The organism is Arthrobacter sp. V1I9 (genome assembly GCF_030817075.1).
Taxonomy (GTDB): Bacteria; Actinomycetota; Actinomycetes; order Actinomycetales; family Micrococcaceae; genus Arthrobacter.
The window spans coordinates 3,624,937-3,650,263 of sequence record NZ_JAUSYU010000001.1 but is presented as its reverse complement, the minus strand read 5'-3'; the positions used below and the strand labels follow the sequence as shown (position 1 = coordinate 3,650,263).

At 66.3% G+C, this 25,327-nt stretch carries 23 protein-coding genes; 15 read left to right on the top strand and 8 right to left on the bottom strand.

Going from position 1 to position 25,327, the window contains the following annotated elements; genetic code table 11:
• Nucleotides 1-28: 28 nt before the first annotated feature.
• From QFZ70_RS17055 to QFZ70_RS17025, 7 genes are all read left to right on the top strand, one after another.
• Nucleotides 29-982, top strand: a complete 954-nt coding sequence (locus tag QFZ70_RS17055) for a carbohydrate ABC transporter permease (RefSeq protein WP_307097310.1) — start codon at nt 29-31, stop codon at nt 980-982.
• Nucleotides 979-1,860: a carbohydrate ABC transporter permease gene (locus tag QFZ70_RS17050; RefSeq protein WP_307097309.1), complete on the top strand. Its 882-nt coding sequence runs from the start codon at nt 979-981 to the stop codon at nt 1,858-1,860. The genes QFZ70_RS17055 and QFZ70_RS17050 overlap by 4 nt, the downstream gene beginning before the upstream one ends.
• A gap of 7 nt (nt 1,861-1,867) precedes the next feature.
• On the top strand, nt 1,868-3,016 hold the full coding sequence (gene dgoD / locus QFZ70_RS17045) for a galactonate dehydratase (RefSeq protein WP_307097307.1): 1,149 nt from the start codon (nt 1,868-1,870) through the stop codon (nt 3,014-3,016).
• Between the two features lie 56 nt (nt 3,017-3,072).
• Complete coding sequence (locus QFZ70_RS17040) at nt 3,073-3,747, top strand: bifunctional 4-hydroxy-2-oxoglutarate aldolase/2-dehydro-3-deoxy-phosphogluconate aldolase (RefSeq protein ID WP_307097306.1); 675 nt, start codon at nt 3,073-3,075, stop codon at nt 3,745-3,747.
• Nucleotides 3,744-4,733, top strand: coding sequence for a sugar kinase (locus QFZ70_RS17035; RefSeq protein ID WP_307097305.1), 990 nt, complete (start codon nt 3,744-3,746; stop codon nt 4,731-4,733). Before QFZ70_RS17040 ends, QFZ70_RS17035 begins: the two co-directional genes overlap by 4 nt.
• Before the next feature lie 60 nt (nt 4,734-4,793).
• Nucleotides 4,794-6,023 carry a D-mannonate dehydratase ManD gene (manD, locus tag QFZ70_RS17030; protein ID WP_307097303.1) on the top strand — a complete coding sequence of 410 codons (1,230 nt, stop codon included), beginning with the start codon at nt 4,794-4,796 and terminating at the stop codon, nt 6,021-6,023.
• Between the two features lie 232 nt (nt 6,024-6,255).
• Complete coding sequence (locus tag QFZ70_RS17025) at nt 6,256-7,539, top strand: M20 family metallo-hydrolase (RefSeq protein ID WP_307097302.1); 1,284 nt, start codon at nt 6,256-6,258, stop codon at nt 7,537-7,539.
• 60 nt (nt 7,540-7,599) lie between these two features.
• On the opposite strand, the gene QFZ70_RS17020 is transcribed toward QFZ70_RS17025, so the two are convergent.
• Genes QFZ70_RS17020 through QFZ70_RS17010 form a run of 3 tightly spaced genes read right to left on the bottom strand, consistent with a single transcriptional unit; the run spans nt 7,600 to nt 11,899 of the window.
• A complete protein-coding gene (locus tag QFZ70_RS17020) occupies nt 7,600-8,871 on the bottom strand; it encodes an ArgE/DapE family deacylase (protein WP_307097301.1) in 1,272 nt (423 codons plus the stop codon).
• A gap of 8 nt (nt 8,872-8,879) precedes the next feature.
• Nucleotides 8,880-10,205: an MFS transporter gene (locus QFZ70_RS17015; protein ID WP_307097299.1), complete on the bottom strand. Its 1,326-nt coding sequence runs from the start codon at nt 10,203-10,205 to the stop codon at nt 8,880-8,882.
• On the bottom strand, nt 10,202-11,899 hold the full coding sequence (locus QFZ70_RS17010) for an amidohydrolase (RefSeq protein WP_307097298.1): 1,698 nt from the start codon (nt 11,897-11,899) through the stop codon (nt 10,202-10,204). Before QFZ70_RS17010 ends, QFZ70_RS17015 begins: the two co-directional genes overlap by 4 nt.
• Before the next feature lie 124 nt (nt 11,900-12,023).
• Between QFZ70_RS17010 and QFZ70_RS17005 the strand changes: the two genes are divergently transcribed.
• Nucleotides 12,024-13,223 carry a CdaR family transcriptional regulator gene (locus QFZ70_RS17005; RefSeq protein ID WP_307097297.1) on the top strand — a complete coding sequence of 400 codons (1,200 nt, stop codon included), beginning with the start codon at nt 12,024-12,026 and terminating at the stop codon, nt 13,221-13,223.
• Nucleotides 13,224-13,232: 9 nt separating this feature from the next.
• Here the strand turns inward: QFZ70_RS17005 and QFZ70_RS17000 are convergent, their stop codons facing one another.
• Nucleotides 13,233-14,339: a GTP pyrophosphokinase family protein gene (locus QFZ70_RS17000; protein ID WP_307097295.1), complete on the bottom strand. Its 1,107-nt coding sequence runs from the start codon at nt 14,337-14,339 to the stop codon at nt 13,233-13,235.
• A gap of 262 nt (nt 14,340-14,601) precedes the next feature.
• Here QFZ70_RS17000 and QFZ70_RS16995 point away from each other — a divergent pair, with 262 nt between their 5' ends.
• Nucleotides 14,602-16,092, top strand: coding sequence for a M1 family metallopeptidase (locus tag QFZ70_RS16995; RefSeq protein ID WP_307097293.1), 1,491 nt, complete (start codon nt 14,602-14,604; stop codon nt 16,090-16,092).
• A gap of 34 nt (nt 16,093-16,126) precedes the next feature.
• Here QFZ70_RS16995 and QFZ70_RS16990 read toward each other — a convergent pair whose 3' ends face one another.
• From QFZ70_RS16990 to QFZ70_RS16980, 3 genes are all read right to left on the bottom strand, one after another.
• Nucleotides 16,127-17,116 carry a LacI family DNA-binding transcriptional regulator gene (locus QFZ70_RS16990; RefSeq protein WP_307097922.1) on the bottom strand — a complete coding sequence of 330 codons (990 nt, stop codon included), beginning with the start codon at nt 17,114-17,116 and terminating at the stop codon, nt 16,127-16,129.
• A 138-nt stretch (nt 17,117-17,254) separates the two neighbouring features.
• A complete protein-coding gene (locus QFZ70_RS16985) occupies nt 17,255-18,145 on the bottom strand; it encodes a DMT family transporter (protein WP_307097292.1) in 891 nt (296 codons plus the stop codon).
• A gap of 1 nt (nt 18,146) precedes the next feature.
• Complete coding sequence (locus QFZ70_RS16980) at nt 18,147-18,776, bottom strand: helix-turn-helix domain-containing protein (RefSeq protein WP_307097290.1); 630 nt, start codon at nt 18,774-18,776, stop codon at nt 18,147-18,149.
• Between the two features lie 111 nt (nt 18,777-18,887).
• Here QFZ70_RS16980 and QFZ70_RS16975 point away from each other — a divergent pair, with 111 nt between their 5' ends.
• The 4 genes from QFZ70_RS16975 (at nt 18,888) to QFZ70_RS16960 (ending at nt 22,812) form a co-directional block, all read left to right on the top strand.
• Nucleotides 18,888-19,094 (top strand): hypothetical protein, encoded by a 207-nt coding sequence (locus QFZ70_RS16975; protein ID WP_307097288.1) that lies wholly within the window; start codon nt 18,888-18,890, stop codon nt 19,092-19,094.
• A 116-nt stretch (nt 19,095-19,210) separates the two neighbouring features.
• A complete protein-coding gene (locus tag QFZ70_RS16970) occupies nt 19,211-20,353 on the top strand; it encodes a nucleoside hydrolase (RefSeq protein WP_307097286.1) in 1,143 nt (380 codons plus the stop codon).
• A 54-nt stretch (nt 20,354-20,407) separates the two neighbouring features.
• Nucleotides 20,408-21,781 carry an MFS transporter gene (locus tag QFZ70_RS16965; protein ID WP_307097921.1) on the top strand — a complete coding sequence of 458 codons (1,374 nt, stop codon included), beginning with the start codon at nt 20,408-20,410 and terminating at the stop codon, nt 21,779-21,781.
• Entirely contained in the window at nt 21,778-22,812 is a 1,035-nt protein-coding gene (locus QFZ70_RS16960; protein ID WP_307097285.1) for a ribokinase, read from the top strand. The genes QFZ70_RS16965 and QFZ70_RS16960 overlap by 4 nt, the downstream gene beginning before the upstream one ends.
• 229 nt (nt 22,813-23,041) lie before the next feature.
• Here QFZ70_RS16960 and QFZ70_RS16955 read toward each other — a convergent pair whose 3' ends face one another.
• Nucleotides 23,042-23,368, bottom strand: a complete 327-nt coding sequence (locus QFZ70_RS16955) for a GYD domain-containing protein (RefSeq protein ID WP_307097283.1) — start codon at nt 23,366-23,368, stop codon at nt 23,042-23,044.
• A gap of 105 nt (nt 23,369-23,473) precedes the next feature.
• Here QFZ70_RS16955 and QFZ70_RS16950 point away from each other — a divergent pair, with 105 nt between their 5' ends.
• Together QFZ70_RS16950 and QFZ70_RS16945 are read left to right on the top strand one after the other, a co-directional pair.
• Nucleotides 23,474-24,271, top strand: a complete 798-nt coding sequence (locus tag QFZ70_RS16950; protein WP_307097281.1) for a S9 family peptidase — start codon at nt 23,474-23,476, stop codon at nt 24,269-24,271.
• Nucleotides 24,272-24,312: 41 nt separating this feature from the next.
• Nucleotides 24,313-25,254 (top strand): carbohydrate kinase, encoded by a 942-nt coding sequence (locus tag QFZ70_RS16945; RefSeq protein WP_307097279.1) that lies wholly within the window; start codon nt 24,313-24,315, stop codon nt 25,252-25,254.
• Nucleotides 25,255-25,327 lie beyond the last annotated feature (73 nt).

Genomic DNA, 25,327 nt, shown 5'->3' with positions numbered 1-25,327 from the left:
CGCTCCCCCCAAACTCCTTAGGTGAACCATGTCCGTAACGAACGCTCCCCGCAGCGCTCCCGCCCGCAGCGCCGGCCGCCCTCCCAGCTTCGCGGGGAACGTCTCCGCCTGGTCCAACCGGCACCGCAAATGGCTTTTTGCGGCCCCCGCGATGATTTTCGTCGGGATCCTGATCGTCTTCCCGCTGGTGTGGACCCTGTACCTGAGCCTTACCGACTCACAGGGCTCCGTCCGCGCCGCCACAGAGTTCATTGGCTTCCAGAACTACCTCGCTGTCCTTACTGACACCGAGCGGTTCTGGCCGGCGGTGGGCCGGACGCTGACCTTCACCGGTGTTGCCCTGGTCTGCGAGGTGGTGCTCGGCATGGGCATCGCACTGCTCCTCTGGCGTCCTTTCCGCGGTGAAAAGTGGGTCCGGGTGGCAATCCTGCTTCCCCTGGTGGCCACCCCAGTTGCCGTCGGCATGATGTGGCGCCTGATTTTCGACCCGAACATCGGCTTCGCCAACCAGCTGCTGGGCATGGTGGGCATCCCGCCGCAGCCGTGGCTTTCCGGCCAGGACACCGCACTCGGGACCACCATCTTTATGGACGTCTGGCAGTGGACCCCCATGGTGGTGCTGATCCTTCTCGCCGGCCTGACATCACTCTCCGATGAGCCGGACGAGGCCGCCCGGGTGGACGGCGCCAACGCCTTCCAGCGCTTCTTCTACATCACGCTTCCCCTCATGATGCCCACCGTGATTGTCGCCATCCTGCTCCGCGGCATCGATGCCCTGAAGACCTTCGACATCCTGTACGCCACCAAGGGCAAAGGCGGCGGATCCTTCAATGAGGTGGAAACCCTGAACGTTTACGCCTACGGCCTGAGCTTCGACTACAACCAGTACGGGCTGTCCTCTGCCGTCCTGATCCTGTTCTTCATGATCATCATCGGCTCGATGTGGTTGCTGACCATGCGCAAGAAAGCGGTAAGCAAATGACCGTCCTGACCCCAAGCCAAACGTCCGCCGGAGAGCCCCAGGTGCTTCGCCGCCGTCGGAAGCCCTTGTCCACAAGGCTCTACAAGGTCTTCCGGGTCGCGGCCCTCATTGCCGTGGTGCTGTTCCTCATCGCCCCGTTGTTCTGGATGTTCCTTGCCTCACTCAAAACCAACGTGGACATCTACGACACCGGCAAAGCCCTGTTCTTCACACCCACGGGTGAGAACTACGCCAACGTACTCCAGCGGAACAACTACTTTGTCTTCATCTTTAACAGCTTCTGGGTGGCCTTCGTTTCCACGGCGCTGTCGATCGTGCTTGGAGTTCCCGCGGCCTACGCGATGAGCCGCTTCACCATGCACCGCTCGGCCCTCGTGGTCCTGATGGCCCGCGTGATCCCCGGCGTTTCGCTGCTGGTGCCCTGGTACTACGTGTTCTCCAACCTTCGGATGGTGGGCCGTTTCGAGGTGCTGATCCTCAGCCACATGTTCGTTGCGCTGCCGCTGATTGTCTACATCATGATGAGCTACTTTGATTCCCTGCCGCTGGAACTGGAGGAGTCCGCACAGGTGGACGGCCTCACGCCGATCGGCGCCTTCCGCCGCATCACGCTGCCGCTTTCCGTCGCCGGAATTGCCACCGCCGGGATCCTTTCCTTCATCTTTTCCTGGAACAACTTCATGTTTGCCCTGGTGCTCTCCGGCGCCAGTACCAAGACACTGCCGGTCGCCATCTTCGACTTTGTGTCCTACGCCAGTATCGACTGGGGCGGGCTGATGGCGGCGGCCACGGTGGTCACCATTCCGATCATGATCATTGCGCTTTTCACGCAGAAGTACATCGTCTCCGGCCTCACGGCCGGTGCGACCAAGGGCTAGGCACCAGATGACCCTCATCAGCAGGATTGAAACCTTCCTCGTCGCCCCGCGCTGGCTCTTCGTCCGGATCGAAACCGACAGCGGCATCGTCGGCTGGGGCGAAGCGACGTGCGAAGGCCGCAGCGAAACGGTGCGCACCGCCGTCGAGCAGCTCGCCGAATTCCTGATCGGCAACGACGCGCTCCGGATCGAAGACCACTGGCAGGTGATGACCAAGGGGTCCTTCTACCGCGGCGGACCCATCCTCGCCAGCGCCGTATCCGGCCTTGACCAGGCCCTCTGGGACATCGCCGGCAAGTACTTCAACGCGCCCGTGCACCAGCTCCTCGGCGGCCACGTCCGGGACCGGATCCGGATGTACGGCTGGGTAGGCGGCGACGAACCCAACGAGGTGGCCGACCAGATCAGCGCGCAGCTGGAGGTTGGCCTCACCGCGGTGAAGATGAACGCCAGCGGCCGGATGAGCCCGATCGCCTCCGTGGCCGAGATCGACGGCGTCGTCCGCCGGGTCGCTGCCGCCCGCGAAGTCCTCGGCGAACACCGCGACGTCGCGGTGGACTTCCACGGCCGCTTCAGCCTGGCCAATGCCCGCCGCGTGGCGCCGCTGCTGGAAACCTACCGGCCCTTCTTCCTCGAAGAACCCGTGGTCCCGGAAAACACGCACCTCCTGCGCGAGTTCACCTCGTCCACCACCACGCCGGTCTCCACCGGTGAGCGGCTCTACAGCCGGCAGGAATTCCTGCCGGCACTGCAGGCCGGCATCGCCGTGGCCCAGCCGGATCTCTCCCACGCGGGCGGCATCACCGAGGTCCGCAAAATCGCCTCGCTGGCCGAGATCTACGAGGTGCAGCTGGCGCCGCACTGCCCGCTGGGTCCGCTGGCACTCGCCGCGTGCCTTCAGGTGGGCTTCGCGACCCCCAACTTCCTCATCCAGGAACAGAGCATCGGCATTCACTACAACCAGGGCGCAGAGGTCCTGGACTATGTGGTGGACAAAACGCCGCTGAAGTTTGTGGACGGACACATCGAACGTCTTACCGGCCCCGGCCTCGGCATCGAAATCGACGAAGCTGTGGTCCGTGCCGCAGACAAACGCGGGCACGCCTGGCGCGGCCCGGTGTGGCGCCAGCCGGACGGCGCTTTCGCCGAATGGTGACGGCCCGAACCGTGGACACGGACATGAACACCCCTTTCAAGGAGAAGCAGCCGAGTATGGAGAACCCCCTGACCCCCGACGCCCTGCTGGCCGGCGTGCGCCGGACCAGACTGGTGGCGATCGTCCGCGGCAACGACGGACCGGCCGCCGGACGGGCGGCGCTTGCCGCGATGGAGGAGGGCTTCCAGTACGTTGAAATCGCCCTCACCACGCCGGGAGCATTGGACGCGATCAGCGAGGTGCGGGCATCCGCTCCCGTTGGCTGCTTCGTGGGTGCCGGGACGGTGCTGACAAAGCAGGACGTGGACAACGTTGCTGCGGCCGGCGGCCAGTTCATCGTCACGCCGTCCCTGGCACCGTCCATCGAGGAGGCGGCCGGCCGGGGCATCCCCGTCCTGGCTGGAGCCCTCACCCCGAGCGAGGCGTACGAGGCCATGAACCGCGGCGCCGCCGCGGTCAAGCTTTTCCCCGCCTCCATCGGCGGGCCGGGTTACCTCAAGGCGCTGCGCGACCCGTTCCCGGACATCCCGTTCATCGCTGTGGGTGGCGTGGGATTGGATGAAGCGGCGGGGTACTGGGGAGCCGGTGCCATCGCGGTGGGGCTGGGAGGCCCCCTTTTCGGCGACGCCGGATCCGGCGGCGACCTTGCTCCCATGCGCGAGCGGGCACGCCGCTTCGTTGCACTCGCCACCCAGTATGACGGCCGGGCCGCGGCGGAGAGCCTGCGGTGACTGCCGACGTCGGGCGTGCCTCCGTTGACCTCCTCACCTTCGGCGAGTCCATGGTTTCGCTGCGCTCCGCGGGGCCGCTGTCCGCCGGCGGCGCCCTGTCCATGCACGTTGCCGGCGCCGAATCGAACGTTGCCGTCGGTGTCGCGCGGCTAGGCCACAGCGTCAGCTGGGCCGGAGTGGTGGGTGCCGATCCGCACGGCGAATTCATCCTCCGCCAACTCCGCGCCGAGGGGGTTGGATTGCAGCACCGGGAGGATGCGACCCGCCGGACCGGAGTGATGTTCCTCGAACAGCGCACCGCCGATGTCACCCGCGCCTTCTATTACCGTTCCGGTTCGGCAGGGTCAACGCTGTGCCCGGAGGATATCGACAGCGCCCTCCAGGCAGGGCCCCGCATTCTCCATTTGACCGGCATCACGGCGGCCCTCAGTCCCGAATCCCGGAAGGCCGTGGAGCACGCCGCCGAACGTGCCGCTGCTGACGGCGTGGTGGTGTCCCTTGATGTGAACTACCGCAGCAAGCTCTGGTCCCGGGAGGAGGCGCGGGAGGTGCTCACACCGCTGGTGCGGCACGCCGGCATCCTGATCGCTTCCGACGACGAACTGGGCCTGGTGGCCACGGCGCCAACCGGCACGCATGACCAGGCCTCCAGCGAAGCGGCGATGGTGGCCGAGCTCCTTGGGCTTGGAGTGCAGGAAGTTGTAGTTAAGCGCGGTGCCGCCGGTGCCAGCGTCCACACCGCCGACGGCCGGTGGGATGCCCCGCCGGTGTCCGTTACCAGCATCGACACGGTGGGAGCCGGCGACGCCTTCACCGCCGGCTACCTGTCCGCCCTGCTCGACGGCGCCGACGTCCCCGGGCGCCTGCACCGCGGTGCCCTCACCGGCGCCTTCGCCGTCAGCACTGCGGGGGACTGGGAAGGCCTGCCCTCGCGTGCGGAGCTTGCACTGCTTGGAACCACCCCCGGCGGAACTACGCAGCGTTAGTTTTGCAGGCAGGCCTTCGGCCTGTCCCACTTTTCCCCTACCAAGAAAGCCGCATCCACAGTGAAAATCGTTGCCGCCGACGTCTTTGTGACCAGTCCCTCCCGCAACTTCGTGACGCTCCGGATCACCACCGAGGACGGTGTCACCGGTATCGGTGACGCCACTCTCAACGGCCGCGAGCTCGCGGTTGCCGCGTACCTGAAGGAGCACGTTGCGCAGCTGCTGATCGGCAAGGACCCGCACCGGATCGAGGACACCTGGCAGTTCCTCTACCGCTCCTCGTACTGGCGCCGCGGCCCGGTCACGATGGCAGCGATCGCCGCGGTGGACATGGCACTGTGGGACATCAAGGGCAAGCTCGCCGGCATGCCGGTGTACCAGCTGTTGGGCGGGGCGTCCCGGAACGGGCTGCGCGCCTACGGCCACGCTTCCGGTGCTGATCTTCCGTCCCTGTTCGATTCGGTCCGGGAGCACCTGGAACTGGGGTACAAGTCCATCCGGATCCAGACGGCCGTGCCGGGCATCAAGGCCGTCTATGGTGTTGCCGCCCAGGCGCAGGCCTCCGGTGAGCGCTATGACTACGAACCCGCCGGTCGGGGTGCGTTCCCCCTGGAGGAGGACTGGGACACCCGCGCGTACCTGCGGCACCTGCCCGGCGTGTTCGAGGCGGTCCGGAACGAGTTCGGCCCGGAGATTCCGCTGCTGCACGACGGGCACCACCGGATGACGCCGATCCAGGCGGCCAAGCTGGGCAAGGCGCTGGAACCGTACGACCTGTTCTGGCTCGAGGACTGCACCCCGGCCGAGAACCAGGAAGCCCTGCGCCTGGTCCGCCAGCACACCACCACCCCGCTGGCCATCGGCGAAATCTTCAACACCGTGTACGACTACCAGACCATCATCAAGGAACAGCTGATCGACTACGTCCGGGCCGCGTCCACGCACTTCGGCGGGATCAGCCCGTTGAAGAAGGTCATGGACTTCGCCGCGCAGTACCAGATCAAGTCCGGCTTCCACGGCCCCACCGACATTTCCCCGGTGGGCTTCGCCGCGCAGCTGCACGTGGGCCTAGCCATCCACAACTACGGCATCCAGGAATACATGCAGCACTCGGACAAAACCAACGAGGTCTTCCAGCAGTCCATGACCTTCGTGGACGGCTACCTCCACCCGGGCAACGAGCCGGGCATCGGCGTCGAATTCAACGAAGAAGCCGCCGCGGCCTTCCCCTACCAGCAGGCCTACCTGCCCTACAACCGCCTGGTCGACGGCACGGTGCACGACTGGTGAGCCGCCGGCAGGTTACTCAGCCCAGGCTGACCCCTGGGAGGGGGCCAGCCGCGGTCGTTGACCTGCCGTGGTGTCCTAGATGCGAGTAAGGCCCTGCCCCCGATGACGTCCCAACGGAATGTGCACACCCACAATGCCGCCGGCCGGATTGGTTGTCCGGACCCAGTGCCTTCTGCGCACGGCCCTGACACGATGGTGTAATCCATTGATCAAGCCCAAAGGACAAGCAATCATGAGCAACGGTGCTGTGCCGGAACCCGATCCCACCAAGTTCACGGGAGCGGACTCTGTGTTCCTGCAGGACTTCGCCACCCTATGCACTTTCGGTGCCACGGCCGGTGGGGGAGTGGAGCGGCAGGCGGGGTCATCCTCCGACGGGGAACAGCGCGCCTGGCTGGCCGGCCTCCTGAGGGACAAGGGTTTGGACGTTTCCTTCGACCAGGTGGGCAACCAGTTCGGCCTGCTGGAACTGAATCCCGGTGCGCCGTACGTGCTGGTTGGCTCCCACCTGGATTCCCAGCCAACAGCCGGGCGCTACGACGGTGCCTATGGCGTCCTCGCCGCTGCCCACGCCGCCTTCCGGCTCGGGGAGGAGTGGCGTGCCGGCGGGACAATGCCCCGGTACAACCTGGCCGTGGTCAACTGGTTCAACGAGGAAGGCAGCCGGTTCAAACCGTCGATGATGGGCAGCTCCGCCTACACCGGAAATATGGCGCCCGAGGACGTCCTGGAAATCAAGGACCATGCAGGCGTTACCGTGCGGGAGGCCCTGGAAGCCACCGCCGCACTCGGCCAGGGTGGCGGGCCCAAGGCCGCTTACGCTGCCGAAATCCACATCCAGCAGGGCCGCAGCATGGAACGCGACGGGATCACCATCGGCGTCGTCGACTCCAACTGGGCCGCCAACAAGTATGAATTCGAGGTCCGCGGCGAGCAGGCGCACACCGGCTCAACCGTGATCGCCGACCGGCACGACGCCCTCCTTGGCGCGTCGATGCTGGTGGTGGCCGCGAGGGAAATCGCAGATCATTTTCCCGACGGCGCCGTCCACACCTCTGTGGGGCAGCTTGAGGTCCATCCCAACTCGCCCGTCGTCGTGCCTTCGCTGGTGACCTTGCTCCTTGACCTCAGGTCCGCTGACGAGGAACTCCTCGCCGAGGCCGACCGAATTCTCCACGACCGCATCGACCACATCCAGCAGGCAGCGCGGGTGGAGATCAGGAAGACCGGGTCCCACTGCTGGCCCGTCACCCCCTACCAGCCCGAAGGTGTGGCGCTTGCCGAGAAAACAGCGGCGAACCGTGGATTCACCTATACGCGGGTGAAGACACTGGCCGGGCATGACTCCACGAACCTGAAGGACATTGTGCCCACGGTGATGCTGTTCGTTCCGTCGGTTGAGGGCATTTCCCACAACGAGCACGAGTACACCACGGACCAGGACATCGTCAGCGGGCTGCTCGTGCTCACCGACGTCGTCCGCAGCCTGTGCCTGGGAGAGCTTGACCCCCGCTAGACACCGCACGAAAAAGGCGCCCGGCCAGTGGCCGGGCGCCTTTCGCGTTCGCGAAAAAGACTAAGCTGCCTCGGTTACCCCGCACCAGTCGGCGATAAACAGTGCGATGGTTTTGGTCACTTGTCGCACCGACTCGATGCTTACCCGCTCATCGAAGCCGTGAATCGCCTCGGATACCGGCCCGTAGACCAGCGCGGGGATGCCCGCGTACAGGGTGAAGACCCTGCCATCCAGGTAGCCCGGCGTCGTAAAGCTCTGCAACACAGAACCGAACACCTCCTGGTGTGCAGCGGCCAGCGCCGCCTCCGCATCCGAGCCCTCCTCCAGGACGTAGCCCTCCGAGAAGAAGCCCGTCCGCTCCGCGGACACCGCTACCGACTCCCCGGCCCCGGCAGCCCGGAGGCACTCCTGGATCTCGTCCCACACGTCAGCGGCCGGGACCCCCGGATACAGGGCCGCACGGACATCGAACTCGCACCAGGACGGCACGCTCGAGGGCCAGTCGCCGCCGGAGATCATGCCGATGTTGACGTTAATGGGATGGTCAACGTCCTCAAAGTACCGGTGGCTGTCCTTGTCGGCGTTCCATTTGGCCTCCAGCTCCCGCAGTGCGCCCATCAATGAGTAGGCGGCGTCGATGGCGTTGAAGCCGGACGCCATTTCCCGGACATGGGTGGGCTTGCCGGAAACCCGCACCCGGAACCAGATCACCCCCACATTGGCCCGCACCAGCATGTTCTCTTCCGGCTCGGGAATGATGACGGCATCCGCCGCGTACCCGCGCTGCAGCGCGGCCAGGGAACCGTTGCCGGTGCACTCCTCCTCCACCACGGACTGGACATGGATGGTGGACGCCGGCGCCAGCCCGGCAGCGCGGATGGCGTCGAACGCGAAGAGGTTGGCGGCGAGCCCGGCCTTCATGTCACCGGCGCCGCGTCCGTACATCCAGCCGTCCTTCACGGCGGCGTCCCAGGGGCTGCGTTCCCATGTCTCCTCGGGGCCGGTGGGGACCACGTCAATGTGCCCGTTGAGGATCAGCGACCGGCCTTTTTCTTCCGGGGGAGTATAGGTGCCCACCACGTTGGTGAGATCCTCGAAGGCCACCGTGCTGGGCCCGTAGCCCACGTGCGTTGCCAGGGCTTCGCCGTCGAGCGCCCAGCGGTCCATGGCAAAGCCGCGGGACTCCAGCTCGGCGAACATCAGGTCCTGCGCGCTGGCCTCGGCGGCCCTCAGCGAGGGATGCCGGATCAGCTCCGCGGTGAACTCAAGCTGGCGGTCAAAGGCGGCATCCACGGCGTCGGTAATGCGCCGCGCAGTTTCCGGGTTCAGCATTCTGCTCCTTACCGCACGATCGCTTTGTCCTTGACGCGGAGGCGCTCGCCGAAGAATCCGCCCGCGGCGGTAATCAGCGATACCACGATCAGCAGCAGGGAAGCGGTCCAGGACGCTCCGCCGGAGACGCCAAGCAGGGCGACGGCGATCAGGGGCAGGAATCCGCTCAGGGCACCGGCCAGGTTGTAGCCCAGGGAAACGCCGCTGTAGCGCAGGTTCGGCGGGAACAGCTCGGTCAGCAGGGCCCCGGTCACCGAGTAGGCCACGGACAGCAGGGCGATGCCGGCAGTGACGGCGAGGATGATAGCGGCAGGGTTGCGGGTGTCGATCAACCAGAAGAGCGGGAACGCTGCGGCGGCGGTTACCAGGCCACCAAGGAACGTCATTTTGCCGGGTCCCACCTTCTCGCTGATCCGGCCGATAACCAGGATGACGCCGATCTGTACGACTGCGGCAATCAACGTGGCGTTGACCATCAGTCCGCGGTCCAGGCCGAGGGTGGTGGTGCCGTAACTGATGACGAAGGTGGTCATCACGTAGAACCCGCCAACCCCCAGGAAGGCGGCAGCGATGGCCACAATCAGCCGGCCCCAGGCCTGGCGGAACACATCAATCGCGGGAATCTTGGCGCGTTCCTCCAGCTTGACCAACTCGTTGAAGATGGGGGATTCCTCAACCTTCAACCGGATGTACAGCGCGATCAGCAGCAGCGGGAACGCTGCCAGGAACGGCAGGCGCCAGCCCCAGGAGTCAAAGACTTCCGGTGGCATCAGCAGCACCAGGGCGAAAGCGCCGGAGGACATGAGCGTGCCCACCGGGGAACCCACCTGCACCAGCGCGGCGTACCGGCCGCGCTTTTCGATGGGCGCGTGTTCCACCGCGATGGTCATCGCACCGCCCCACTCGCCGCCCACCGCCAGGCCCTGCATCAGGCGCAGGATGGCAAGCATGATGGGTGCAGCGAGGCCAATGGTGCCGAAATCGGGCAGGACGCCGATGAGGCCGGTGGCCAATCCGATCATCACGATGGTGATCAGCAGCGCGGGCCGGCGGCCCACCCGGTCACCGATGTAGCCGAATAGGACTGCGCCCAGCGGCCGGGCAGCGAAGCCGACGCCGAACGTCGCGAACGCTGCCAGGGTCGCGGCCGTCGGGTCCAGCGACGTGAAGAACAGCCGGTTGAACACAATGGCGGCCGCGGTACCGAAGAGGAAGTAGTCGTACCATTCGAGTGCAGTGCCGACGAAGGCTGCACGGGCAATCATGCCCGCATCGGCTCCGCTGACAGCGGGTACGGTGACGTCCTCTCCCTGTTGTGTCTCATCTGGTTTCATGCTTGGTTTTCCTGCTTCTCGAGGTGGAACGGGGACTGGACGTTGGTGGGGTGGGCCGTCGGCAGGTCATCAAGGTAGTCCTGGCCGAAGACGCAGGTGCCGCCAAGCACTGTTGCCAGCACGGTGATTTGACCGATTTCGTCGACGGCGACGTCCGCCGGGTGGGCGGAGAGGAAAACAAAGTCGGCAAGTTTGCCGGATTCCAGCGTGCCCCGCCGGTCCTCCTCGCCCGCCGTCCAGGCGGCGTCCACTGTGTACGCCCGCAATGCGGTCCCGGCGTCGACGCGTTCCTGGGGGCTCAAGGTGGTTCCGCCCGAGGACCGGCGGGTCACCATCGACTGCATGCCGAGCAAGGGCGCGCCGGATGCCACCGGGCGGTCGGAGCTGCCGGGGACGCGTACGCCGAGGTCGAGAAAGGACTTGTGGCGGTACAGCCAAGGCACCCGCTCGGGACCGACGGCCGCGGCCATGGTATCGCCCACCTCAAACAGGAAGTGCGGCTGCGGAACCGGCGTGATTCCGAGGGATGCGAACCGGGAAAGCTGGTCCGGCCGCACCATGCCTGCGTGCTCGATGCGGTGCCGCGCTTCGGGCCGTGGCAGCTTTTGCTGGGCGGCAGCGAAGGCGTCCAAAGCAACGTCGACTGCGGAGTCCCCAATGGCGTGCGCGGCGACGTTCCAGCCCGAGCAGTGGGCGTCCACGATCCGCCGGGTCAGCTCCTCGAGGGAGAGCTGGAAGCTGCCGGTGCCGTGGCCATGATCGCAGAACGGTTCGGTCACAGCGGCAGTACGGCCGATTAGGGAGCCGTCGATGAAGATTTTCATGGCACCGAGCCGCACCTGGTCGTCACCGAACCCGGAGGCGATGCCGAGGTCCAGTCCGAAGGTGATCGCGTCGGTGGCATGTGACTGCAGCGGATGCAGGGCATCGCTGGCAGCCATCAGCTGGACCCGGGTTTTCAGGAGGCCGCGGCGCCGGGCTTCGAGGTAGGCGGCGAGCTCCACCGGGCTGCGGCCAATCCAGCCGGAACCGATGCCGGCTTCCACCACGTGCGTCAGGCCTTCGGAGGCATAGACCTCGCTGGCCGCACCGATGGCGTCCGCCAGATCCGTCACGGGATAGGGGACCACCAGCGCGGTGACGAGCTTCTGCGCCTGTTCCTCAAGCAATCCGGTGGGCCCCTTGGTATCCCGGACAACGGTGCCACCCTCCGGGATGTCCACCGAACCGTCCAGGATGCCCGCGCGTTCCAGCACCTCGGTGTTGACGGTGCACATGTGTCCGGACCGGTGCTTGAGCCACACCGGGCGGCCGGGTGCGGACCGGTCGAGATTATTGCGGTGCGGATGGCCGCCCATCACGGTGTCGTCGTAGCCGGAGCCCACTACCCACGCGCCATCGGGCAGTTCGGACGCAAACCGGGAAACGGCGTCGTACATATCATTCAGGGTCCGGCAACGGGATAAGTCGAGTTCGGCCAGGGACTGCCCGAACCACGCCATGTGATTGTGCGAATCGCCAAAGCCGGGCACGACAACGGCGCTGCCGCAGTCGAGGGTGCGCTGCGCGGGGAGTTGAAGGACGTCGGCGTCCAACCCGACAATCCGCCCGTTCAGCACTCCCATCGCGCTCGCTGTGGGCGCGGCCTCAGCCATCGTGAAAATACTGGCGTTAACAAGTTTCAGATCAAGCATGGACTCGGGACGTCTTTCCGTACTAGAGGGCGCAGCCGCACAGAGCCGGCTCCTTCAATGGTGGTCCCAATCACAGGGTTAAACAATGGATGATCACAGTGCCCTCCGGTTCTAGAATGGGCATATGCCCACCGAAGCGTCCGCCGACGCCGTTCAAGCGTCCCGCGGGCCGATCGCCCGATCGGTGGTGTCGGACGTTGTGGCCGACTGCCTGGCCGACATCGACCGGATCGCACACGAGTACCTGCGCGAGGTGCAGGAGATCGACGGTTACGCGGGCTCGCTGGTAGTCGATAAGGACCTGGAAGAGACAGCCGTCGCCTCAATGGAACTGTTGCTGCGGCTGGTGGGTGACCTGCCGATACCGGACCGGCTGGCCGGGATTTCCGAAGCGCTCGGCCACCGCCGCGCCCAGCAGGGCCTCCCGCTGGAGTCCCTCCTGCGCGCGGTGCGCATGGACTTCCGGGTCCTCTGGACCGCAATGCTGGAGAAGGTTCCCGCCGAGTTCCTGCCCAGTTTCACCAAGGACGCCGTACGCGTCTGGGAAGCGGTCGAATTCCATACCATCCGTGTCCACGCGGGCTACCTCAACGAGCTCGCCACCATGGCCCAGGAAAAGGAGACGCGGCGTGCCTTCCTTCTGTCGAGGCTCCTCAACTCGGACGGAAAGGATCCGCAGTTGCTGGGCCAGGCCGCACGTGCGCTCGGCGTGAAGCCGGAAAGCACCTTTATCGTCGCCGTCGCCGCCGGACATGCGCAGGAGACATTCCGGGCCGGGGTGCTGCGCGCCGGCGTCGAACAGTTCCTGCACGAGCGCGACGGGGCGCTCATCCTCATTTTGGAAGATGTTCCCGCCCGTGCCGGACGCGGGCCGGAGAGGACACGCCCCTGGCTGGCCACGCTGGACTGCTTTGTGGCACCTCCCGCCCAGTCGCTGGCCGATGTGCCCCGGATGCTGCGGATTGCCCTGGAGTCATTGCCGGCGGTGACGCCGGGAAGGCCAGGCCGGCAAACGGTGCGTGATGCGTGGGGGTCCGTCGCTGCAACCCGGCTGGGAGAGTATGGAACCGTTTTGGCGGACACCGTGCTGGGGCCGCTTGCAACGATTTCCGGGCATGAGCGGGACCGGCTAATCGAGACGGTGCAGGCGTACCTTCGCTCCGGGTCGGTGTCTGAGGCCGCCGGCGAGCTGTACTGTCACCGGAACACGGTCCTGAACCGGCTCGCACGGTTCGGCCAGCTCACCGGCTTCGATCCCGCCATTCCCCAGGACGCCGCTACAGTGATCGCCGCCCTTCACGTCCACTTCATGCCCGGGGAGTAGATCCACCCCCTACTTCTTCGTCAGCCGATACCGCTCGATTTCTTTGAGCCTCCGCAGGAGGCTGTCGCGCCGGGGGTGCGGGACGGCGTCGGCCGCCTCTGCCGTGAGGTCGATGTGTTTGGTGCCGTACTGCCAGAGGAGCAGGTCATCGAGCAGCCGGTCGGGCCCGGGGGAGTAGCGGTGGTCCAGGGCCTTGCGGACCTCGGTAATGCGGTTGGCGCTGAGCAGCCCGGCCAGCTGCATGGTCTGGTTGAGGCCGTGGGCGGCAAGGAGTTCTGCCGCCCAGCCCCAGTCATCGTCCACCTTGCGGTCCACGTGGGGCAGCAGGGTGCGCCACACGTCCCGGATACGGTTGGGCGTCAGGGGTGCCGCGCCTTCACCCTCGGTATCCCAGAAACTGCGGACTTCCTCATAGCGTTCGTGCAGGTCGGCGAAAGCCGTTTCCACCGTTTCCAGCATCGCGGCGGTGGCCGTGAACTGCCGGTCGAAATGCGGAGTCCAGGCGCGCGGGTCCTCCGCCTTGAACCGGATGTCGTGCTCGATTTCGCTCCAGGCATGCGCGAAAATGGTGCGGATCTGGCATTCGAAAAAATAGCTGCCGTTGGGCTGGGCATCCGGGTTGAAGACCTGCTGGTACTCCTTGACGGCCTCGTTCTGGATGGTCCGCAGGATCAGGTGCCGGCTGGAATACCCGTAAGTCCCGGACTCGATGGAGCCGATGTCCTTCTCCCGGTCCCCGCGGCAGTCGAACAGCTGCCGCTGGCGTTTGATGATGTTCGCCACCGCGGCGTTCTCGGCCGGCAGTTTGGTGATGACGCGGATGCCCACCATGTCGTTCAAAGTGCGGAATGGGTCCGGGAACTTCAGGACCGGCGGGCCGCCCGGCTCCAACGGCTCCTCGATCCGGGAAATTTTCTCACGGAAGGATTCCACGGTTTTGGTCCGCCCGGTGACGAACAGCGGGGTGACCTCGCTGTCCTTCAGCATGTCCCGCATCAGCAGCAGGACATCCCGCGTGACCAGTTTCAGGGCCGGCCGGACACGCGCGTAGATCTCCACGTTCTGCTGTACGGAATCGCGGAGGGCGACGTCAAGGCTGTCCCAGTTGCTCGGCATAATCCCAGCTTACGGCGGGGCCCCGACAGAACGACGGCGGCACGGAGCCAGTGTTCAGCGCCCGGTCCGTCACGCGGCCCGGGAGTTTCACGCGAAGGCGTTGACATGGACAATGAGGAAGCCTACATTTCTTCCCATCTGCGGGGGAGCGGCACATGTAGCCGCCGGTACTGGTCTTGTCGCCGCAAAGGCACTCATCTGCTTGTCCATGCAGAGCCGAGCGGGACACCGCACGGCTTCTGCCCGCTTCAGGACCACCACCATGACCACCTCGATGAGGACGTATCGCCGCGCAGCGGTTGCCCTGATGCTGGTGACCGCCAGCCTTGCCGGTATCAGCTCTCCGGCGCAGGCCACGAACCAGATCGCAGCAACGGGCGCACCGGGAAGCGGTGACCCCTATTTCCCCAACTCCGGCAACGGCGGGTACGACGTCCTGCACTACGACCTCGACCTCCGGTACACCCCGCCGTCGGATCCTGCTGTGCTCGTGGGACACCTCACCGCCGAGGCAACCATCACCCTGCTCGCCACCGAGGATCTAAGCTCCCTCAACTTCGATCTGCGCGGACATGAGGTCTTCGCCGTTTGGGTCTACGGGTCGGGCGCAAAGCACGGGAAGTCCCCGGCCGAACGTGTTCCTGCGGAATGGTCCCAAATGCGGGACGACGCGAGCCGCGTGTGGGAACTGGCCATACAACTCCGGCCCAAGCTGAAGGCAGGCCAGCGCACAACCATCGAGATTGAGTACAGCGGCAACACCGGGCGGCCGGTGGACACCACCGGGGCACTTTACGGCTGGGTCACCACCGCCGACGGTGCGATGGTGGTCAACGAGCCCGACGGCGCTGCCACCTGGTATCCAGTCAATGACGATCCTGAAGACAAGGCCACGTACACGTTCCGCATCACCGTGCCGGAAGGGAAGACCGCCGTCGCCAACGGCCTGCCCGACGGCCGGCCTGTAACCACGGGAGGGTGGACGACGTGGGCATGGGAAGCATCCGATCCCATGGCCAGCTACCTGTCCACAGCGAGCGTCGGTGACTATGTCCTCTCCTACGACGAGGGGCCCGGAGGGTTGCCGATCATCAACGCCATCGACGCGGGCGTCACGGGCCAGCCGTTAACGGACACGAACGCGGCCCTCGCCCTGCAGCCACGGATGATGTCATTCCTGGCGGACCTGTTCGGGCGCTACCCGTTCGAGGCCTTCGGCGCGATCGTCGACGACGATTCCGTTGGCTACGCCCTGGAGACCCAGACCCGGCCGGTCTACTCGCACCTCGCGAGCGAATACACCATTGCGCACGAACTCGGACATCAGTGGTTCGGCAACGCCGTCAGCCCGGCCGACTGGCAGGACATCTGGCTTAACGAGGGCTGGGCGACATACATCGAGTGGCTGTGGGCCGAGCACCAGGGAAAAGCTACGGTAACGAAGCAATTTACGGACGCCGTGGCGGAACTGGATCGGAAAAACCTCTGGGCGCTGAACATCGCCGACCCCGGACGGGACAACCTGTTCGTGGAACAGATCTACCGGCGGGGCGGGGCTGCCATCCATGCCCTGCGCGCCGAAGTGGGCGACGCCGCATTCTTTGAAGGCGCGAGGGAATGGCTGGGCCGGTATGACGATTCGTCAGCCACAACGGAAGACTTCGAAGTGGTGATGGAGGAAGCCTCCGGCCAGCCGCTGGACGCATTCTTCAACGATTGGCTGCGGGAGCCTAACCGGCCCGCGATGCCGTAAAAGGTTGCCTTAATAGCGACGGCGGCTGGAACCTTCAGCGTTCAGCGGCAACAGTGGAGCCACGCACCACGAGGGAGCTCTCCAGCGTGACCCCGCTCTGCTCCAGCGCCTGGCCCTCCATCAGGCGGCGCAGCTGCTCCCCGGCCTTCAGGCCCAGGGGAGTGGCGGGCAGATGGACACTCGTGAGGCCGGGGTTGCTCGTGGCCGAATAGGGCAGATCATCAAAGCCGGCCACCGCGAGCTCCGCCGGGATCCGCACCCCGGCCACCCGGGCCTCCTGCAGCACGCCGTAGGCGTGCGTATCAGTACCGCAGACGACGGCGGTGACCCCCTCGCGCTGCCACTCCGGCCAGGCGGAGGCGAACGCCGAAGCCGCCGTGCCGACGTCGATGGTGGTGCTGATGATGCGGTCCGTACCCACGGTGATGCCATGGGAAGCGGCCTCGTCCAGGAAGGCCTTTCGGCGCAGGGCGAAGGTTTCGGTGCCGGTGACGCTGTCCACGTAGGCCACTTCCCGGTGGCCCGCATCCGCGAGGTGTGCCGCCAGTTCCCGCGCCCCGCTGGCCACGTCCAGGTTCACCGACGGTGCATACGCCTCCAGTCCGGGGGCGTCCAGGAGAACGAGTGGCGACGGCGACGCAAGGTCTTCGAGGAAGCCGGCGTTGGGCGCGTCCACCAGGAGCCCTGCCGGGCGGAGGGACATCAGCCGCCGGACGTCGTCGGCCTCGGGAAACTGGCCCGCCTCGGTGACGGACAGCAGCAACTGGTACTGCGAGCCGAGGGACTCCCGCACCCCGGCGATCACCTTGGCAAAGAACGGGTTGGAGATGTCCGGCGCCACCAGGATCACGATCGAGCTGACACCCTTGGCCAGGGAACTGCCGATGCCGTCCACCACGTAGCCCAGCTCGGCAATGGCCTCCTGGACCCTGGAAATGTTGTCCTCGGAGACCCGGCCGGCGGTCTTGCCGTTGGCCACCAGCGAAACGGTGGCCGTGGAGACTCCCGCCCGGGCAGCGACCATGGCCGCCGTGATGCGCCGCGGACGCGCGGAGTGCTGCAGCTGTTCCGCGGGTTCCATACCTCGATCGTAGTAGGCGGAGGGCCCGCGCCGGACCGTTCCACGCGGCACCTGTTACGCCTGCACTACCGCGGCGCTGTTTCAGCCCACGAAGTCGAGATCCGCGGGGCTGGCAGGCTGCCCTTTGCCTGGCCGGCGGCCACCGCGTTGCGCCGCGGCTCCCGCCAGGACCACCAGCAGGATGCCGACTACCTGGATGGCCGTGGGCTGCTGGTGCAGGATGAGCAGCCCAAGCAGGACGCCGACAGCGGGTTCGAGTGCCATCAGTGTTCCGAACGCGGTGGGCGTCATCCGGCGCAGGGCCAGCATTTCCAGCGCGAACGGCAGCACCGGCAGCAGGACGGCCAGCCCGGCTGCGGCTACCAGGATCTCGAGGGTGAGGTGGCCGGCGGCCTGCGGAATCCCGACGACGGCTGCCGCCACCGCGGCGATGGGCACCGTGAGGGTGAGCGCACCGATGCCGCTGAAGCGGTCACCGATCCGTTGCGTGAGGAGAATGTAAAAGCCCCAGCCGATGGCCGCCAGCGCGGCCCACGCTACGCCGGTGGGGTTGAAGCCGCCCTGCCAGGGTTGGGTAAGCAGGACGACGCCGGCCAGCGCCAGTGCAGGCCAGGCAAGGGCCGTCCGGTTGTGGCTGCGGATGGCGGCCACGGTCAGCGGGCCGAGGAACTCGATCGCGACGGCGGTGCCGAGCGGTATGTGCTCAACTGCGGCAAGGAACCCCACTGTCATCACTCCCGTGGTGATCCCCAGTCCAAGGAGCGGCAACACATCAGGACGGCGGATTGAGCGCAGCGGCGGGCGGCCAATGGCCAGGAGAATGACCGCCCCCATGCTGAGGCGAAGCCACGCCGTCCCGGCCGGACCCACAGTTTCAATCAGGTTCACGGACAGGGCCGAGCCCAGCTGGACCGACAGGATCGCCGTAACGGCCAGCCCCCACGGCGGGACCGGGAGATTTCGCTTGGGCATCTCAGATTCCTTCCCTGTATTTTGCGGCCTCGGAGTTTGCTTCCGGACGATGCCCCGCGCCCACGCCCGGCTCGAAGACCGCCAGCGAGAACGCCGCTGGTTCACTGCCGGGGTTGGCGTACGAATGCTCAACATCGCCCGGGAATGAGACGGCGTCACCGGCTTCCAGGACAAAGGACTCATCGGCAACCACTACCGTCACGGACCCTTCGCGGACTTGGAGCAGCTCCTTGGTGCCGGCTGCGTGGGCCTCACTCTCATGCCGGTCGCCGGCCCCAAACGTCCAGTCCCAGAGCTCCACGACGTCCGGCGATCCGGTACCCGCAACCAGGACACCCCTGCCGCCGGAGGCCGAACTCCACAGGGCCGCGCCGTCGCCGCTCCGGGTGACTGTTACGGGCTTGGGACGCGGAGAGTCCACCAACGCCGGCAGGCCAATGCCCAGCGCGTCGCTGATCCGAAGAAGAGTACCCACGCTGGGATTCGCGGCGCCCTGCTCGACGATGAGCACCATGCGGCGGCTTACTCCTGCAGCCTCCGCGAGTTGATAGAGGGTCCAGCCCCGCGCCTGCCGCTCCTGCCGTACGCGGCCGCCGATAGCCGTGGCAAGGGCAGAGGTACTTTTATCCATAGGTGCATCATAGTGCACCCGCAGGTGCACTTCAGGACTACTTAGGCCTGTACTCAAAAGGGAAGCGCAGAACCTCTTCCTGAAGAGTCCAACTGGTGGGACGATGCACATATGAGTGATATCAGCGGAGGCGCCGCCCGCGACCTCGGCCCGCACCAGCATGCGCACGCAGCACCCAGCACCCAGCAGATGAGGACCGTCGGGCAGCGCCGGCGGGACGCGGAGGAGAAGCTGGAACACCACCTTCAGGAAGCCCGCCACAAGAGCGAACACCAGGGCATCGAGGACGAAGCGGGGGCCGGAGCCCCGGCGTCGTAACGCCCGGGCGCCACAACTGAACTTGCACCGACAGCCGGCAGTCATTGGCGCTGCTGGCATCAAGCGCTTGACCCGCGTCAACGTCAAGCGTTTGACGTGACGTTGCTAACGGTGCCATGATCTCTCCTGAACGCTTTAGCTCCCCGCCCCGTGCGGGCCCCAATGACGTGGAGATCATCGTGGAACCCATTGCCCCATCCCCTGAACGGCAGTCACCTGGCCGCAAGAAGATCATTCTTGACTGCGACCCCGGGCATGACGACGCCGTGGCGTTGCTGCTCGCGCACGGCAACCCGGACATCGAGCTGCTGGCCGTCACCACGGTGGTGGGAAACCAGACCCTGGAAAAGGTCACCCGCAACGCCCTGGCTGTGGGCACCATCGCCGGCATCACCGGCGTTCCCTTCGCCGCAGGCTGCGGCCGCCCGCTGGTGCGCAACATTGAAACCGCCCCGGACATCCACGGCGAGAGCGGCATGGACGGCCCGGAACTGCCGCCGTCGAATATCGAACTGGACCCGCGGCACGCGGTGGACCTCATTATCGACACAGTCATGGCCCACGAACCCGGCACCGTCACCCTGGTTCCCACCGCCGGCCTGACCAACATCGCCATGGCAGCGCGCAAGGAACCGCAAATCGTGGAACGCGTGAAGGAGGTTGTCCTGATGGGCGGCGGCTACCACGTGGGCAACTGGAGCGCCGTGGCGGAGTTCAACATCATCATCGACCCCGAGGCCGCCCACATCGTCTTCAACGAGAAGTGGCCGGTGGTCATGGTGGGCCTTGATCTGACGCACCAGGCGCTCGCCACCCCGGACGTGGTGGAAAAGATCGCGGCCATCGGCACCGGGCCGGCGAAATTCGTCACCGAGCTGATGGACTTCTTCGCCCACACCTACAAGGACGCCCAGGGCTTCGACCATCCCCCCGTCCATGACCCCTGTGCTGTCGCCTACGTTATCGACCCCAGCATCGTCAGCACCCGAAAGGTCCCGGTGAACATTGAGCTTCAGGGCACCCTGACGCTCGGCATGACGGTGGCCGATTTCCGTGCCCCCGCTCCGGCGGACTGCCACACGAGCGTGGCAGTGGACCTGGACCACAAAAAGTTCTGGAACCTCGTCACCGACGCACTGGTCCGCATCGGCGAGCCGCACGACGACGGTAGCAGCGAAGGCGAGGTCCGCGACGCCGGTGACGCGGCCGACGTCGTCCGTCTGGAACGTGCCCACGTCACCGCGGGAGGGGTCAAGTAAGTGACTGCCACCATTTCCCAAGCCAAGACCAGCCGCGGCAACGTCACCGCCCTGATGGTCGCCCTGCTGGCAGCCTGCGTGGCTTTCCAGCTCAACGCCTCCATGCTCAGCCCTGCCCTGGTGACCATGGGCGAGGAGCTCAACACCGACCAGGCCGTGATCGGCCTGTCCCAGACCTGGTTCTTCACTGCCGCAGCCCTGTTCTCCCTGTTCCTGCCCCGCCTGAGCGACATCGTGGGCCGGAAGAAGGTCCTGGTGGGCATGATGCTGCTGATGGCCGTCGGTTCCGTCATCGCGGCGCTGGCCCCGGACGTCACCTGGCTCTTCGTGGGACGCATTATCCAAGGCGTCAGCGGCCCCACCGTGCCGCTCTGCTTGATCATGCTGCGCTCCGCAGTCAGCAACCCCCGCAAGTACGGCGTGCTGATGGGCCTCATTACGGCGGTCAATGGCGGCGTGGCCGGCGTCGACTCCTTTGTGGGCGGCTACTTCGCCGAACATTACGGTTTCCGCAGCATCTTCTGGCTGATGGTGGTGCTGGCGCTGGTTGCCACCGCACTGATCACCTTCCTTGCGGGCGAAAGCAAGCCGGCCGCCGGCACCCGGATGGACTGGATGGGCGTGTTCTTTATCGTGGTCGCCGTGGGCGCGCTGCTCACCGCCCTGAATGAGGGCTCCAAGCTGGTGGGAGCCTTCTCGTCGGGCACCCTGATGCTGAGCCTGGCGCTGGTGCTGTTGTCCGCCGTCGCATTTTACCTGTTCTGGCGGACCGAGAAGCGGGCCAACCAGCCCATGGTGGAAACGCAGCACCTCCGCCAGCGCTCCACCTGGGCGCCGCTGCTGACCACCACCCTGACCATGACCGGCATCTTCGCCGTCATCAACGGCATCGTCCCTGCCTATGTCCAGGCGGCGGGCCCCGGCTTCGGCCTTGGGCCCACGGAAATGTCGCTCATCATCCTCACCCCGTACGCCCTCCTTGGCTGGGTGGTGGGACCCCTAAGCGGCAAGCTCGCCCCCGTGCTGGGCTACACCAGGGTTTTGCGGATCGGCCTCCTGGGAAGCATCGCGGCGCTGGCCATCATTGCGTTCCTGGGCTTGAACAGCCTGCCCCTGATGATCGCCGGCACGGTCTTGCTGGGCATCATGTACGCCGGTACGGTCAACATCATGCTCAACGGACTCGGCGTTGTCCTCTCGCCAGCGGGTAACCCCGGCTTCCTGCCCGGCATGAACGCGGGTGCGTTCAACCTCGGCGCAGGCCTCAGCTTCCTGATCCTGCCCGCCGTGCTGGTGGCGACGTCGGCCCTGGGCGATGCGAAGACGTCCTACCTGACCGTCGTGGTGGTTGGCCTCGCGCTCACCGTGGCAGCCTTCGCCGCCTCGCTGCTGATCCCCAAGCCCGTTGAGGCTGAGGTGGCCGAATGAATGCCGCACCTGGGCATGGTGACTCTGCAAGCCCGGGCCGGATCGCCGTCGTCGGCTCCCTGAATGCCGACCTGACCATCTACTGCGAACGCCTGCCGCTTCCCGGCGAGACGGTGCACGGCAACGGGTTCGCCGTGAACCCGGGCGGCAAGAGTGCCAACCAGGCCGTTGCCGCAAGCCGGCTGGGCGGGCACGTCAGCCTGGTGGGCGCGGTGGGGGAGGACCCCAACGGCGACATGCTGCTCACCTCCGCCGCGGGTGCCGGGGTGGACGTGGGGCACGTCCGGACGTCGCCGGAGCCTACGGGGGTTGCCGTGATCGCGGTGGACGCCAGCGGCGAGAACAACATCATCATCTCGGCCGGCGCCAACGGCACGCTGTCGCCGGCAGACGTGGCGGACGCATCGGATGTACTTGGCGATGCCGCAGTGGTGTGCCTTTGCCTTGAGGTTGCCACGGAGACGGTTGTGGCAGCAGCCCAGGCAGGGCACGACGCCGGCGCAACAGTCCTGCTGAACCTCTCGCCCTACGCGGAGATCCCCGCAGCCCTGGCCGGGCTGGCCGACGTCCTGCTGGTCAACGCCCACGAGGCCGCTCTGTTCCTGGGATCCGGCGCCGCTGTGCCCGGCGCGGGCGGGACTGGTTCGGACAGTGCTGAAGGGGAAAGGGCCGATGAGGGCAGTGCTGAATGGGGCACTGCTGAATGGGACAAGGTGCGGCTGCGGTTCGCTGAGCGGGGGATCCAGCAGGTCCTGGTGACGCTCGGTTCGCAGGGTTCGGTGGTGCTCGACTCACTGGCTTCGGAGGGCCGGCAGGTGACCCGGGTTGCTCCCACCACGATCCGCGCTGTTGACACCACCGGGGCCGGCGACGCCTTCACCGGTGCCGTTGCGGTGCGGCTGGCCGCGGGCGATGCGCTCGCCGATGCTGCTGCCTTTGCCTCCGTGGCTGCCGCCTTGGCCACCACCCGCAAGGGGACGCAGGCGGCGTACCTGGAGGCGGCCGACGTCGCCCGTCTTCTGCGGGCCTAGCCGAATCGAGTGCTCCGTAACTGCCGTTCTCACCCACGAAAAGGGCATGTACGGAGCACTCGATTGATCCCGGGTTCCGCCCTGGGAGGCCCAACCCGCCGAGTACCCGTCCTTGATGTCCGCCCGTGACGAGCCGGGCACCCTTCGCGAGGGTGTTCTCGACGTGGAAATTTGAGTCCTGAGCCTAGCCAGGCGGGGCCTGTCTTTTAAAGGCCCGCGGCCACGGCCTTCAGGTGCCCGGGGGCTTGTACTTGATCTCTCCGGCTTTCCGCAGGGCATCCAACGTGTCCTCGACGCTCATCAGCACCGTAGTTTCGAAGGAGCTAAGCGCACCGCCTCCACTGATGGCCAGTGCCACCGCGGCCATCGAGACGTCGTCCGGGGCTTCCCAGAGGTTGTAGCCGTCGTGGCTGCCGAAGGCGTACCAGAATCCGTGGAGCTTGCCGCCCACCGACTCGATGTAGGTTTGCGCCGCCTTCCGCCGGTCTTCGGGGTTGGTGATCAGCCGCCCCCAGGTCTCCGGCGTGTAGCTGAACCTTGACAGATAGAGCGGCATCTTCTTATCCCTTCGGTGGGTGCCGGAGGTGCGGATTCACCCAGAATGGCAGTGGGCGGCATGGACGGCAACGGTCACTTTGGTGCTGCGCGGTACGCTCGGCACATGGTGCAGCGGCATAGGCATTACTACGGAGATGACCCCAGCCAGTGGGGTGAGTTGTTCCTCCCGGAGCTGCCCGACGGCGCGATGCATCGCGGCGTGGTGGTGGTGATCCACGGGGGCTTCTGGCGATCGAAATACGGGGCTGACCTGGGTGAGCCGCTGGCGCGGGACCTGGCCGAGCACGGGCTGGCGGCCTGGAACATGGAGTACCGCCGTGCTGGAAACGGCGGCGGTTGGCCCTGTACCTGCCAGGACATTTTGGCCGGCATTGACAAGCTGCAGGAGCTCGCCGAGCCGCACATTTTGGACCTGACCAAGGTGGTGGCCCTAGGGCATTCCGCCGGCGGGCACCTTGCAGTATGGGCGGCCGGCCGGGACCGGCTGCCGCTGGGGTTGGAGGCTGAGCGCAGCGCCGTCGGCATGAACAATGACGGCGTCCGCCTCACCGGAGTCGTGAGCCAGTCAGGCGTCCTGAACCTCGCTGAGGCCGAAAGGCTCCATCTCAGCAACGGTGCGGTGGCCAACCTGCTGGGCGGACCGTCGGCGGAATTCCCGGACAGGCACCGGTACGCGGACCCAATGGCCGCGCTGCCTCTGGACGTGCCCGTTTACGCCGTCCACGCCACGGATGATGAGGACGTGCCGCTGGCCATGTCCACCTCCTACGTTGAGGCGAGCCTGGCCGGAACCACTCCGGCGCGCCTGCTCACAGTGCCCGGCGACCACTTCGCGCTGATCGACCCCGCAGCTGAGGCGTACCGAAAGTGCCGGGAGCTGGTACAGGCGCTGCTTGACTGAATGAACTGCTGCCCGTCCCACTTCTCTGGCAGAGTATGACCATGCTCACTGTTATTGGCGAAGGCCTCGTCGACGTTGTCCAGCGCGCTTCCGGAATCGAAGCCCACGTAGGCGGCAGCCCGCTGAACGTAGCCGTTGGACTGGCACGGCTGGACCACCCCGTGCAGTTCATTGGGCGGTTCGGCCGGGACGCCTACGGCGATTCCGTCGCCGCCCACCTGCGCGCCAGTTCGGTGATGATGCCGCTGGGTCCTGATGATCTGCCCACCAGCGTGGCCACCGCGATGATTGACGACGACGGCGCCGCCACCTACACGTTCGATCTCACCTGGCAGCTTCCCGGCATCGCCGACCGGCTCGCCTTTATGCTGCAGGGCACCACCCTGCTGCACACCGGCTCCATCGCTACGATGCTGGCGCCGGGCGCTACGGACGTCCTCGCCGCCGTCGAATATGCCCACCCCCGCGCCACCATCAGCTTCGATCCCAACTGCCGGCCGAGCATCATTACAGATGTGGACTACGCGCGCCGGCACACGGAGAAGTTTGTGTCCTTGGCCGACGTGGTGAAGGCCTCAGACGAGGACCTGGAATGGCTGTATCCGGAGCTCGACGTGCTGGACGCCGCGCGGCGCTGGCTGGAGCTGGGCGGGAACGAAGGGCCGGCCATGGTGGTGGTGACCCGTGGAGCGGACGGGCCGTGGGGAGTGACCCGTGCGGGCGAGGCGCAGGTGCCGGCACCCCTGGTGGAGGTGGCGGACACTGTGGGCGCCGGCGATTCGTTCATGGCTGCGCTGCTGTCCGGGCTGGTGGACCGTGGACTGGACGGCGCTCAGAACCGCAAGGACCTGCGCGAGCTGCCGGCCGAGGGGCTGGCGGAACTCCTGGCCCACGCGGCCAAGGCGGCGGCAGTTACCGTGTCACGTCCCGGCGCCAACCCGCCCACGCGGGCTGAGCTGAACGGGGCTTCCGAAGAGGGGTAAGCAGAATCGTCTGGCACATCGATTGCTCCGCAGATGCCGTTTAGAGGAGTCAAAAGGGCGCCCGCGGAGCAAT

Coding starts and splice junctions, on each gene's coding strand:
- QFZ70_RS17055 (WP_307097310.1), top strand. CDS start 29: ATGTCCGTAACGAACGCTCCCCGCAGCGCTCCCGCCCGCAGCGCCGGC.
- QFZ70_RS17050 (WP_307097309.1), top strand. CDS start 979: ATGACCGTCCTGACCCCAAGCCAAACGTCCGCCGGAGAGCCCCAGGTG.
- dgoD (WP_307097307.1), top strand. CDS start 1,868: ATGACCCTCATCAGCAGGATTGAAACCTTCCTCGTCGCCCCGCGCTGG.
- QFZ70_RS17040 (WP_307097306.1), top strand. CDS start 3,073: ATGGAGAACCCCCTGACCCCCGACGCCCTGCTGGCCGGCGTGCGCCGG.
- QFZ70_RS17025 (WP_307097302.1), top strand. CDS start 6,256: ATGAGCAACGGTGCTGTGCCGGAACCCGATCCCACCAAGTTCACGGGA.
- QFZ70_RS17020 (WP_307097301.1), bottom strand. CDS start 8,871: ATGCTGAACCCGGAAACTGCGCGGCGCATTACCGACGCCGTGGATGCC.
- QFZ70_RS17015 (WP_307097299.1), bottom strand. CDS start 10,205: ATGAAACCAGATGAGACACAACAGGGAGAGGACGTCACCGTACCCGCT.
- QFZ70_RS17010 (WP_307097298.1), bottom strand. CDS start 11,899: ATGCTTGATCTGAAACTTGTTAACGCCAGTATTTTCACGATGGCTGAG.
- QFZ70_RS17005 (WP_307097297.1), top strand. CDS start 12,024: ATGCCCACCGAAGCGTCCGCCGACGCCGTTCAAGCGTCCCGCGGGCCG.
- QFZ70_RS17000 (WP_307097295.1), bottom strand. CDS start 14,339: ATGCCGAGCAACTGGGACAGCCTTGACGTCGCCCTCCGCGATTCCGTA.
- QFZ70_RS16995 (WP_307097293.1), top strand. CDS start 14,602: ATGACCACCTCGATGAGGACGTATCGCCGCGCAGCGGTTGCCCTGATG.
- QFZ70_RS16990 (WP_307097922.1), bottom strand. CDS start 17,116: ATGGTCGCTGCCCGGGCGGGAGTCTCCACGGCCACCGTTTCGCTGGTG.
- QFZ70_RS16985 (WP_307097292.1), bottom strand. CDS start 18,145: ATGCCCAAGCGAAATCTCCCGGTCCCGCCGTGGGGGCTGGCCGTTACG.
- QFZ70_RS16980 (WP_307097290.1), bottom strand. CDS start 18,776: ATGGATAAAAGTACCTCTGCCCTTGCCACGGCTATCGGCGGCCGCGTA.
- QFZ70_RS16975 (WP_307097288.1), top strand. CDS start 18,888: ATGAGTGATATCAGCGGAGGCGCCGCCCGCGACCTCGGCCCGCACCAG.
- QFZ70_RS16970 (WP_307097286.1), top strand. CDS start 19,211: ATGATCTCTCCTGAACGCTTTAGCTCCCCGCCCCGTGCGGGCCCCAAT.
- QFZ70_RS16965 (WP_307097921.1), top strand. CDS start 20,408: ATGGTCGCCCTGCTGGCAGCCTGCGTGGCTTTCCAGCTCAACGCCTCC.
- QFZ70_RS16960 (WP_307097285.1), top strand. CDS start 21,778: ATGAATGCCGCACCTGGGCATGGTGACTCTGCAAGCCCGGGCCGGATC.
- QFZ70_RS16955 (WP_307097283.1), bottom strand. CDS start 23,368: ATGCCGCTCTATCTGTCAAGGTTCAGCTACACGCCGGAGACCTGGGGG.
- QFZ70_RS16950 (WP_307097281.1), top strand. CDS start 23,474: ATGGTGCAGCGGCATAGGCATTACTACGGAGATGACCCCAGCCAGTGG.
- QFZ70_RS16945 (WP_307097279.1), top strand. CDS start 24,313: ATGCTCACTGTTATTGGCGAAGGCCTCGTCGACGTTGTCCAGCGCGCT.